The organism is Cyanobium sp. NS01, assembly GCF_014280235.1.
Lineage (GTDB): Bacteria > Cyanobacteriota > Cyanobacteriia > PCC-6307 > Cyanobiaceae > NIES-981.
This window is the reverse complement of record NZ_CP047940.1, coordinates 1,041,759-1,052,880: the sequence shown is the minus strand read 5'-3', so window position 1 is coordinate 1,052,880 and position 11,122 is coordinate 1,041,759. Positions and strand designations below refer to the sequence as shown.

The window sequence follows — 11,122 nt, the reverse complement described above, 5'->3', positions numbered from 1 at the left end:
CCGTACGCCATGGACTGCAGTGCTGCGCGCTCCGAGCTCAGCGGGCCTCTGGGGGGAGGGAGGAGCGGGACTCGCGCAACAGATGGGAGGGCTTCACGTGGAAGCGCTGCTGAAACTCAACGCTGAACAGGCTGAGGGATCGGTAGCCGCAGCGGGCGGCGACGCTGGTGATCGTGTCGCCGGGGCAGGGATGCTGCAGATGCTGGCGGGCAAGGTCGAGCCGCTGGCTGCGAATCCACTGCGTGGGGGTGCAGCCAAGCCGTTCGCGGAAGGCGTACTGCAGGGCTCGACGCGAGTAGTGGCTGTGCTCCTCCAGCATCGTCAGGCTGAGGGGCACTGAAAGGTTGAGTCGGATGTAGTCGATCAACTCATCAAAAGTGTCGCGGCCTTTGTGATGCTTCTGGGTCAGACGGTCGAGGGGGCACTCCTCACGGACCTCCGGCAGCAGCATGGCCGCCATCAAGCGGTAGATCCGATCGTCCACCTGCAACCTTGTCATGAGCCCATCGCCGTAGCCAGCCAGCCGGTCCGCCAGCACCATTTCCTGGCGCAGCGTCTCGTGCAGGGGAGTGCCGTAAGGCGTCCAAGCGTGGGGCTGCTGAAGCAGGGCCATCCAGGGGTCGGGGCACTCCAGAAGACCCGCCATGGCGATGGCCGTGTGCAGGAGGCGGTCCGGTTCGAGCTGGAACGCCACAAGGCTCAGTGGTGAGTTCCGCGCGGCGAAGCTCTCACCGGGCAACATCAGACAGCCCCCCTCCAGACACGACCAGCGCCGGGAAGCCTGGCGGATCTGCTGATCGCCGCCGTAACCGAGCAACACCGTGAGCCGGCTCTGATCGGCCGTGATCAGCCTGGCCGGCGCCAGGATTCCGGCAGTGACGACGATGCTCCCCACCCAGATGTTGACGCCGTAGTGCCACCAGCCTGCGTCCGGCAGGGCGGGTCGGAGATCGCGCAGGGGCAGTACCGCACCCAGAAGCTGGACACTGAGTGGAAGCTCTTCGACAAGCACGAAATGGCTGCGGAAGGGGTTCCCCAGACCATCAGCCGCCTGGTGGCGGAAAACTGCACTGGTGCGTCCAGTTCCTAGTCTCAGGTTGGAGCTTAAGATAAGCTAGCAAAGCATGGAACCTTGACTAGATCTTGATAGATCCAATCAAAATCGGGGCGCGGAATGCGAAAAATTTGAGAAAGAGGCACAGCGTAAGGACTCCCGGGCGGCGAAGCCAGACCGGCAAGGCAGCGCCACCCACAGAGCCACCGGCCTCCAATTCGGCTGATGGGCCAAGGCCTGAGGGCGTGACCCATGTGGTGGGGATCGGGGCCTCAGCCGGGGGGCTGGAAGCCCTGCAGGAGTTCGCGGCAAGCCTGGTGAGTGGCGCCGGCCTGGCCTACGTGGTGGCCCAGCATCTGGCGCCCGAACACCGCAGCCTCATTGTTGAGCTGGTGGCCCATGTCACCGCTCTACCGGTTCTGGCTGCTGTGGACGGAGCCCCGATCCAGGCTGATGTGATCACCATCTCCCCGCCCAACCACGACCTCACCGTGGATGGCAACAGGCTGCGCCTCAGCACTCCCGTGCCCCGCTTCGGCCCCAGCCCGTGCATCGACCTGCTGCTGGAGTCGATTGCCGACCATTGGGGCGAACGCGGCGTCGGTGTGGTGTTGTCCGGAACCGGGTCTGACGGCGCCCGCGGCATTCGGGCCCTGAGCACCGCCGGCGGCCTCACCCTGGCCCAGTCGCCCGAGAGCGCCAAGTTCGACGCGATGCCCCGGGCCGCCATCGGCCTCGGGGGCGTGGACCTGGTGCTGGCCGCAGGAGCCATGGGCCCTCGCCTGGCCGAGTTGATCGGCTCTGGAACAGCCAAGCCCGGCGAGCGGAAGGATGGCCAGGATCCGCTGCAGCTGGAAGCCGTGACGGCTCAGCTGAAGCACAGTTGCGGCATCGACTTCTCCCAGTACAAGAAATCCACCCTGAGCCGGCAGGTGCAGCGCCGGATGGCAGTCAGGCAGGTGGGAAACCTGGAGGAGTATCTGCCCTTGCTCGCGACAGAGGGAGATGAGGCCCGGAGGCTGGTCCACAACGTGCTGGTGGCCGTGACCGCCTTCTTCCGAGATCCCCAGGTCTATGGGGCCCTAAAAGAGCGGCTGGGCGACTACGTGAGCAAGAGGACGTCGCCGGAACGGCTGCGGGTGTGGGTTCCAGGCTGTGCCTCAGGGGAGGAGGTGTATTCGATCGCGATGGTGATCAGTGCGGTGCTCGGCCATCCCGCAGACCTGGCCGCCAATCTCAAAATCTTCGCCACGGATCTCGATGAGAAGAGTCTGGCGATCGCTCGACGTGCCCGCTACCCAGTGTCGGCGGCCAGGGCCATCCCAGATGAGTATCGCGAGCGCTTCGTGATCGAGCACGGCAGCGAGATCGAGATCAGCGAGGCATTGCGCGCCTGCGCAGTGTTTGCCCAGCACGATGTGGGCGAACACCCGCCATTCCCCAGCCTCGATCTGATTTCCTGCCGCAACACGCTCATCTACTTCACCCTGCCCATGCTGGAGCGGGTGATCGAGCGGTTCCGTTTTGGCCTGCTCCCCGGAGGCCTGCTGCTGCTGGGCAACTCCGAGGTGCTGGGGCGGAATACAACCGGTTTCGCCATGGCCGATGCCGAGCATGGCCTCTACACCCGCACAGCGGAGGGGGCCCGGCGGCCCCGCGCTGCCCGTTCACCCCTGGCGCCACGCCCCAGCCAGAGCCTGCCTGCCGCGGGCAGGGTCTCCGTGCTGCGGGAGTCCGTACCCGAGCAGCACATGGCCCTGCTGGAGGCGTTGACCCGAGCCCTCTGCGCTCCTGCCCTGGTGATCGATGAGGGGCACGACCTCGTCGAGGTGCTGGGCGATGTCAGCCCCTTCTGCCGTCTTCCGGAAGGCCGGATGAAGAGCTCTGCCCATGCCTACCTGCGACCGGAGCTGCAGACGGAGGCCAGGGCCCTGCTGGTCCTGGCCAGGGCGGATGGTCTTGCCGTCAGCAGTCAGGCGCTGCAGCTTGAGGGCATCGATGGGACCCTGCGCCTCGAAGCCCGCCAACTGTGGGTCGGGGAGAGTCAGCTCACCGTGCTGAGCTTTCTGCGCCTGCCGCCGACTGGTGGGGATGAGCCGAAACAGGGTCAGACCAGGGACCGGGACGCCGCCTTCGATCAGGAGATCGAGCGCCTCGAGGACGAACTGCTGGCCAGTCAGGACACGCTGCGCCGCTCCCTGGCGGAACTCGAGCAGACCAACGAGGAGCTGGAGGCCTCCTCGGAGGAGTTGCTGGCCTTCTCGGAAGAGCTGCAGTCGTCGAACGAGGAACTGGAGGCCTCGAACGAGGAACTCCAGGCCACCAATGAGGAACTGGGCACCTTGAACCAGCAACTGGGTTCCCGCAGTGACCAACTCGAGCAGCTCAATGTGGAACTGGAGAACATCCAGACCTCCCTGAGCCAGGGCATGGTGATCGTGGACAGCGATCTGCGGGTCACCCGCTTCTCACCGCTGGCGGTGCGGGTGTTCGGCCTGGTGGATGCCGACATCGGCCAGCCGCTGCTGGATGCACCCACCACCATTCCCCTGCCAGGGCTGAAGGAGGCCCTGAAGGCCGTGGCCGACGGCGGCCAGCGTCAGACCATTGAGGCCAGCAACGAAGATGTGGCCTACCTCGCCCAGGTGCTGCCCTTCCTGGAACGGGACGGGCGGCGGCGCGGCGTCATCGTGACCCTCACGGAGGTGTCCGAAATGGTGGCCGTGCGTCAGGCGGCGGAAGCCACCCTCCTCGAGTTCTCCACCCTCACCAATGCCCTCGATGAAGTGGTGTGGAAATGGGACCAGAGCTGCACAAGGCTGCTCTATGCCACCAAGCGGATCCATGCCATGACGGGATGGACCTCGGCGGAGCTGTGTGACCGGCCGGAGCTGCTCAAGGAGGCCATCGCCTTGGAGGACCGCGTCCGGGTTGGTGCTGCCCGAGACCTCCGGAAGGGTCACTGGACCGTGACGTACAGGATCACCAGCCGCGATGGCCGGCAGATCTGGGTGAAGGAGTCGGCCAAGGTGGTACGCCATGGTGCCGAGCGTTTCGTTGTCGGTACCCTCGCCGACGTCACCGCCGCGCACGCCCTGGAGGCTCGCGCCAACGAGCTCACAGCGATCTTCGAGTCCGTCTTCCACAGCGAGAGCTTCGGGGTGGCCGCTCTCGATGAGGGCCATCGCGTCGTGATGGCCAACGCTGTGTTCTGCGCCATCGTCGGCTTTGACCTGGCCTCCATCGTGGGGGTCTGCGTGGAGATGCTCTGCCCCGAAGCGGAATTCGAGGCCCTGATCCTGGAGACCCGGGAGTCAGGCGATGGGAAGAAGAAGCCGAAGTCCCGGCCCATGCTCCCCTTGAAGAGCCGGGATGGGGGGCTGCAATGGCTTCCGGTGGAGGTGCGAACCCCACGACAACCCTCTGAGAGGGGCCTGATCAGCCTCATCGTGCACCCACCGCTCTGAAACGAGCCTTCCAGGCAGCCAGCAGGGACACCTGAGGCGCATGGGCGGTTTGAACCATTGCAAAGGTGCCATTTTTGTGCTGAGGTGCAATGGTCTGGAGGGCTTGAGAAGCAGGCTGATATGACGGCTTACGGTAAAGATCTGCACACAGAAAAGTCGGCTGCAGGTCATGGTTTCCAAGCCGGTAAACGATCAGAGCTACCCATCCCAGAATTCAGGTCTGCGGGTCTTGGCGTCTCCTTCAGGGGAGTGCACTTCACCGCCAAATACCCTTGACGATCACGGTCCAGCCAGATCGCTTGGAACTCATCAGGAGCCGCACTTCCGCGGTGGGGATGGAGTCAGCGATTATCTGAGACTAATGGCCAGAATTCCCCTGCTGACCCCCGCCGAAGAACTACATCATGCCGGCATAGTGCAGGACTGGCTGAACCATCCAGATCCACCTCCATCGCTGCGGCGTCGGGGCACAAGAGCGCGTAACCGCATGGTGACGGCCAATCTCCGTCTCGTTGTGATGGTATGCCGGCGCTATCGGGGCCGGATCAGCAATCTCCAGCTCGAAATGCTTGATCTCTACCAAGCCGGGAATCTTGGTCTGATGCGAGCCATAGAACTCTTTGATCCTTCGCGGGGCTACCGATTATCCACCTATGCGTTTTCGTGGATTCAGCAAGCGGTCCAGCGCTGCATGAGCGCAACGGGCAATGGCATCCATATTCCCACGGCACTGCGCACCATCGCCTACCGCGCCCAGCGACTGGAGGCATGCACGGCGCAGCGTCTCACGATCGATGCCATGGCCGACCTCCTGGGTGAGAAAGAGAAGCGCCTTCAGACTGCCCTCACCGTTGTGCGTCAGTGCAGCACGACATCACTGGACAAGCCCATTGGAACCTTGGAGGAGAGCACAACTCTGATTGAACTCATCCAGGCCGAACATATGAACGACCCTGAGGACGATTACCGCTGGCTCCATGAACACCTGGAAGCCCTCGATCCGAAGCAGCGACAGGTGCTGGAGCTTCGCTACGGCGGCGATGAGCACTGTTCCAGTGCCAAGGCAGCGCTCGTGATGGGGGTAACCAAGAGCTATATCCAGAGCGTCGAACGCAGGACCCTACAAACGCTTCGGCACCGTTTGGGGCCCATCCTGGATCCCACCCAGGGCTGAAGACGTGACCTCCAACGACAGGGTCCCCTTAGTTGCAACCACGATTATGACCGACGACCTCCCCTGGATCTGGAGCCTGTTCATCTGTGGCGGTACGCCAGCCTCAACTGCAACCCTGCGCCGTCTGCGTCACCTCTGCGATCACGATCTGAGCCCCCGAGTGAAGCTCAGAGTAGTCGATGTCCACAGCGATCCGGAGCTGGCTCTCAGGGCCGGCGTGCGTGCCATTCCCTGTCTGGTACCTGATCCGTTAGCGCCATCGGATCCATCGTTTCCTGCAGTCCCCAGCAGTTCCGAGGGATTGCTGCGTCAGCAGCTGCAGTATCTGCAACAGGAGTACAGAGCTCAGGAGGCCTTGCTGGAGGTCATCACCAGCGGTCAAGCCGATGCCCTGGTTGTAAGCGGCAATGTGTATCTACAAGACAGCAGCAACACCTCCTACCGCCATTTAGTCCAGCAGATGGGTGAGGCCGTCGCCACCCTCTCCTCAACGGGGGTCGTGCTGTATGCCAACCCCCGTCTCGCAGAGCTGCTGGATCAACCCCGGGATGTCCTTCTCGGCCGACCGCTGGGCGACTACCTGTCGCAGGAGCAAGCGGTGATTTTCGATCGGTTGCGCATGGTCTGTCCCGGCAGAATTGAGCAGGCCGAACTGGAACTCGTTGGCCGCGATGGCACCGTGAATCCAGTGCTGGCCACCATCAGCGGCCTCATCACCGATGGCGCTGCCACCCATAGCCTGGTACTGACCCACTTGGGTGGTCTGCAGCCACGGAGAATGGCCCAGGCGATCGACACCGATCTCGGTTACCTACTCGCGGAAATCGCCGGAGCTTTTATGATAGAAGTTGATGCCTCCCGTCGGATCCGTTGGGTCACACCATCCGCTCAACGCCTTCTGGGCTGGACTGCCCAAGCGCTCGTTGGGTTTCCCCTCAGCGACCTGCTTCACCCGGACGATGACCTTTTCGAGACGCTCTGCAACCAGGATGCCCCTCCGCTGGTGCGGCTGAGACAACAGCACGGAGGCCATCGTTGGATGAGAAGGCGTGTGTGCCGGGCTCAGAGCGGCGAAGGCCGAACAGCCACCGGCTGGATCCTAGGTTTTCAGGATGTGGAAGAAATGGTGCAGCAGCGTCGCGCCTGCGCCATCAAATGCGCTCAGCTTGCCGCAATGGCGAGACACACCAACAGCGTGGGGCTCAAATCGGCAGCTTCAAAGGCCCCCCACGCCGTAGCTGCTGTGCAAGAAAACAATCGGTTCCATCGCTGCCGGAGGGAGCCACAAGGCAAAACGGCCCCGATGACGGCTGCAGCAGCAGACGTGCTGGGCTCCTTAGCCCGCTGGCATCGCCAGGCGGACAGGACCCAGCCGCTCGCTCTTCTCCTGTGCACACTTTCAGCGGCTCAGACTCTCCGCTACCCGAAGGGCACAGGCAAGGGTGATCTGCTCTGGGAAACCATCACAGATCGCCTTGCTGAGGTGGTATCACCCCAGGGTTTCGCGGGCGACCTCGGTGAGGGCAAGTTTATTGGCGTCACAGCGGGCGTAGCCAATCTCAGGGAGGCGACGATCCTGGCAGAAAGGGTTTACACGTCCCTTGCCCTGCCCGTGGTCGTGGAAGGTTCCCCGGTTGCGACTCAGCCCTGTCTGGGTATCGCGCTGGAAAATCCTGGCAGCACTCTCCAAGGACTGATGCTGCGGTCACAGCAGGCGCTCGAGCAGGCGATTCGGTGTAACACCCGACACAATCAGGCAATCGCCATTCTTTGACCCACAAGAAAGTATGCAAGGAGGTTCTTAGTCTGCCCCATGCAGAACAGCGGGATTCTCCCATAAGGCCCGCAGGGCCTTATGAAATCTCCGGGAGACATCGTTGACGAATCCAGCGAAGCCCATACCCAAGACCCTCATAGCAGCAGAATTCGATCCAGCTCCAGCAGGGCCAAGACTCGCTCGAGCGCACTGATATTTTTTCCCTCCAACAATTCCTGATAGAAAGAGAAATCTATTCTTGCCCAACATCATGGGTAAGCACCTAGGCCCTGCCCTCAACGAAACTTCCCAGCACGGCACTGGGCTTCGATCAATATGCATTGGTTCGTGTGTGTGGCATTCAGTCATCGGAACAGAAGAGAAGACCGTTGGAAATACCGATCGGCCCCACACCCCCAAAAACGTGATCAAGCCGGATCCGCTTCTGCCGGTCAGGATTGAATCGATCCCATGCTCCGGGCGGATCTCCCGCCACGGCCAGACACAGACCCCGCCGACGTCGCTCCCTAGGCTGTCTGAACCAGCACCGTAGGGAACCAGGTTGGTGTTCACAGCCGCCCACAGCGCAGCACTTCACACGCCAGGACCTGAGGCTGCAGCGCAGCGTCCCCCGGCGGCCAACGGACTGCCGGAGGCCATCGAGGCCCTGCGGCGGCAGCGCAATGCCGTGATCCTGGCCCACTACTACCAGGAGGAGGCCGTGCAGGACATCGCCGACTTCATCGGCGACTCCCTGGAGCTGGCCCGCAAGGCCGCCGCCACCGACGCCGATGTGATCGTGTTCTGCGGCGTGCACTTCATGGCCGAGACGGCCAAGATCCTCAATCCCACCAAGACGGTGCTGCTGCCGGATCTGGAGGCGGGCTGCTCCCTGGCCGATGCCTGCCCCGCCGAGGCGTTCGCCGCCTTCCGGGCCGAACACCCCGAGCACCTGGTGGTGAGCTACATCAACTGCTCGGCGGCGGTGAAGGCCCAGAGCGACCTGATCTGCACCAGCAGCAACGCGGTGGATCTGGTGCGCCAACTGCCCGCCGACCGGCCGATCCTGTTCGCCCCTGATCAGAACCTGGGCCGCTGGGTGCAGAACCAGAGCGGCCGTGAGCTCACCCTCTGGCCTGGCAGCTGCATGGTGCACGAAACCTTCAGCGAGCAGGCCCTGCTGCAACTGCAGCTGGAGCACCCCGAAGCCGAGGTGCTGGCCCACCCCGAATGCCAGCAGCACCTGCTGGATCTGGCCGACTTCATCGGCTCCACCAGCCGGCTGCTGGAGCGGGCGGCGGCCAGCGAGGCGCCGGACTTCATCGTGCTCACCGAGCCTGGGATCCTGCACCAGATGCGCCAGCGGGTGCCGGCCAAGGCCTTCTTCGAGGTGCCGGGCGCCGATGGCTGCAGCTGCAACGCCTGCCCCTACATGCGCCTGAACACCCTGGAGAAGCTGTGGCAGTGCCTTCACAGCATGGCTCCGGCGATCGAGCTGGAGGAGGAGCTGCGCCAGCGAGCCCTGGCGCCCATTGAAAAGATGCTGGCCATGAGCCGCTGATCAGGCCCGAGATCGCAGGTGCCGGTAGAGGCGGTAGCCGCGCCGCAGCCGCTCCAGCAAGGGGGTGGGAACCCGCAGACGCAGCGGGGCGATCACGGGGCGGTAGAGCAGGTGGTAGGCCCGGCGCAGGTCACGCCAGGCATCGCAGGGCTCGGGATTGAGGAAGTCGGAGATGTCCACGATCCGGCCCCGGTCCCGGTGCAGCAGCACGTTGCGGCCATGCACATCGTGGCCGTGCAGGCCGCGGCTCTCGGCGTAGGCGATGGCGGCGTCGATGTCCCGCACCAGCTGCAGCGGTATCGGCACCCCCTCACGCACACAGTCGTAGAGCGTGGTGCCCTGAAGGCGCTGCAGCACCAGGTAGCCCTGGCCCACGTGGTGGCAGACAGAGAAGGCTGGGTGGGTGCCAATGCGGCGATACACCTCGGCCTCCCGGGTCAGACCCGGGCGACCCGGGGCATACACCTTCACCACCAGCTCGCTGTGGCGGGGATGGTGCAGCACCGCCGCATAGTTGCCGCTGCCGAGGCTGCGCCAGGGCGCGGGCAACTGCTCCACCACCACGGGGTCATGGGGGTGAGGGCTGCGGATCACCAGCTGCGGCAGCAGTTCAGCTTCCACCAGCTCGACAAGGCCCTCAGGAACCGGCTGGCTGCTGCGGGCGTGCACAGATCCGGGGCGGAGCAGTCAGAGGCTACGAGCAGCACAAGCCAGGAGGCCGATGGGCCAGTAGGTTTGCGCTCATTCGCAGCGGTGGGGGAACCACCATGCTCTGGCAGGCCGTGCGAGGCAGCCTGGGAATCCTGCTGCTGCTTCTGGTGGCATGGCTCTTCTCCCAGGATCGGCGGGCCACGCCGTGGCGGTTGATCGGGGTCGCCATGGCCACTCAGCTGGGCCTCGGCCTGCTGCTGTTCCATGCCGCGATCGGACAGTTGGTGTTCTCCTGGCTGAATGGAGCCGTGGTGGCGCTGCTGGCCCCGGCCCGCACGGCGGCGGAATTCGTGTTCGGTCCGCTGGCGGTGCCCGGCGGGGAAGAGGGCAGCCTCGGCCTGATCCTGGCCTTCCAGGCTTTCCCGATCGCGATCTTCTTCTCGGCCCTCACGGCCCTCCTGTACCACCTGGGGGTGATGCAGCGGGTGATCCACGGCCTGGCCGGCTTTTTCCGCCGAAGCCTCGGAATCACGGGGGTGGAGGCCACCGTGGCCGCCAGCAATGTGTTCGTGGGGATCGAATCGATGCTCACGATCCGGCCCTATCTGGCCACGGCACGGCCCCATGAGCTCGCCGTGGTGCTCACAGCGGGGATGGCCACCATTGCCAGCACGATGCTGGGGCTCTACGTGGGGGTTTTGCAACCCTACTTTCCCGGCATTGCCGGCCACCTGATCACCGCCAACCTGCTGAGCGCGCCGGCTGCGGTGATGATGGCGCGCATCCTGGTGCCCGAGCCGCTACCGCAGGGCACGCTGCAACAGCAGCCCCAGGCCCGCCCTGAGCCGCGCGGGCTGCTGCCAGTGCTGGCGGAGGCTGACCGCTGCGGCAGCAGCGTGGAGGCCATCACCCAGGGAGCCAACGATGGCCTGAAGCTGGCGCTGGGAATCACCGCTGTGCTGATCGCCTTCGTCGGACTGCTAACCCTGGCCAACACCGGCATCGGCTGGCTCGGCAGCTGGGTCGGCCAGCCCCAGGTCAGCCTGCAATCCCTGCTGGCCTGGGTGTTTGTTCCCTTTGTGTGGATGATCGGCTTGCCCTCTGCCGACGCTCTGGCCGCCTCTGAACTGCTGGCTCTGCGCCTGGTGGCCACGGAGGTGCCGTCGTTCGTGAGCCTGGCCGCCAGCCTCGAGGCCGGGACCTGGAGCGATCCGCGCTCGGTGGTGATCCTCGCCTACGCCCTCTGCGGCTTTGCCCACCTTCCCTCGCTCGGGATTTTTGTGGGTGGATTGTGTGCCCTGGCCCCAGAGCAGAAGGGCGTGGTGGGCAAGCTGGCCTGGCGGGCGCTGCTGGCGGCCACCCTGGCCTGCCTGCTCACTGGAGCCGTGGCAGGGTTGCTGGGGGGATTCACGGGGTTGGCTCTCACTGCCTGAGGCCGGAGTGTGCCGGCTGGCCGGGC

The 11,122-nt window shown here is 64.4% G+C and carries 7 protein-coding genes; 5 read left to right on the top strand and 2 right to left on the bottom strand.

The window, feature by feature from the left end; genetic code table 11:
• Positions 1–37 precede the first annotated feature (37 nt).
• Positions 38–895, bottom strand: coding sequence for an AraC family transcriptional regulator (locus CyaNS01_RS05405; protein ID WP_186699467.1), 858 nt, complete (start codon positions 893–895; stop codon positions 38–40).
• Between the two features lie 404 nt (positions 896–1,299).
• Between CyaNS01_RS05405 and CyaNS01_RS05400 the strand changes: the two genes are divergently transcribed.
• The 4 genes from CyaNS01_RS05400 (at position 1,300) to nadA (ending at position 9,012) form a co-directional block, all read left to right on the top strand.
• Positions 1,300–4,521 (top strand): chemotaxis protein CheB, encoded by a 3,222-nt coding sequence (locus tag CyaNS01_RS05400; RefSeq protein ID WP_186699465.1) that lies wholly within the window; start codon positions 1,300–1,302, stop codon positions 4,519–4,521.
• Between the two features lie 169 nt (positions 4,522–4,690).
• Positions 4,691–5,695 (top strand): sigma-70 family RNA polymerase sigma factor, encoded by a 1,005-nt coding sequence (locus CyaNS01_RS05395; RefSeq protein ID WP_225875825.1) that lies wholly within the window; start codon positions 4,691–4,693, stop codon positions 5,693–5,695.
• Between the two features lie 46 nt (positions 5,696–5,741).
• Entirely contained in the window at positions 5,742–7,469 is a 1,728-nt protein-coding gene (locus CyaNS01_RS05390; RefSeq protein WP_186699462.1) for a PAS domain-containing protein, read from the top strand.
• 628 nt (positions 7,470–8,097) lie between these two features.
• Entirely contained in the window at positions 8,098–9,012 is a 915-nt protein-coding gene (gene nadA / locus CyaNS01_RS05385; protein ID WP_186700318.1) for a quinolinate synthase NadA, read from the top strand.
• Here nadA and CyaNS01_RS05380 read toward each other — a convergent pair whose 3' ends face one another.
• The gene (locus CyaNS01_RS05380; RefSeq protein WP_186699460.1) at positions 9,013–9,681 is read right to left on the bottom strand and encodes a protein kinase family protein; all 669 of its coding nucleotides are present in this window, start codon (positions 9,679–9,681) and stop codon (positions 9,013–9,015) included. It lies immediately after the preceding gene.
• 98 nt (positions 9,682–9,779) lie between these two features.
• Between CyaNS01_RS05380 and CyaNS01_RS05375 the strand changes: the two genes are divergently transcribed.
• Entirely contained in the window at positions 9,780–11,096 is a 1,317-nt protein-coding gene (locus CyaNS01_RS05375) for a NupC/NupG family nucleoside CNT transporter (RefSeq protein ID WP_186699459.1), read from the top strand.
• Positions 11,097–11,122: the final 26 nt, after the last annotated feature.

Bases quoted from the DNA above. Each gene is read 5' to 3' on its own strand.
- CyaNS01_RS05390 (WP_186699462.1), top strand. From the start codon at position 5,742: ATGACCGACGACCTCCCCTGGATCTGGAGCCTGTTCATCTGTGGCGGT.
- CyaNS01_RS05395 (WP_225875825.1), top strand. From the start codon at position 4,691: ATGGTTTCCAAGCCGGTAAACGATCAGAGCTACCCATCCCAGAATTCA.
- CyaNS01_RS05375 (WP_186699459.1), top strand. From the start codon at position 9,780: ATGCTCTGGCAGGCCGTGCGAGGCAGCCTGGGAATCCTGCTGCTGCTT.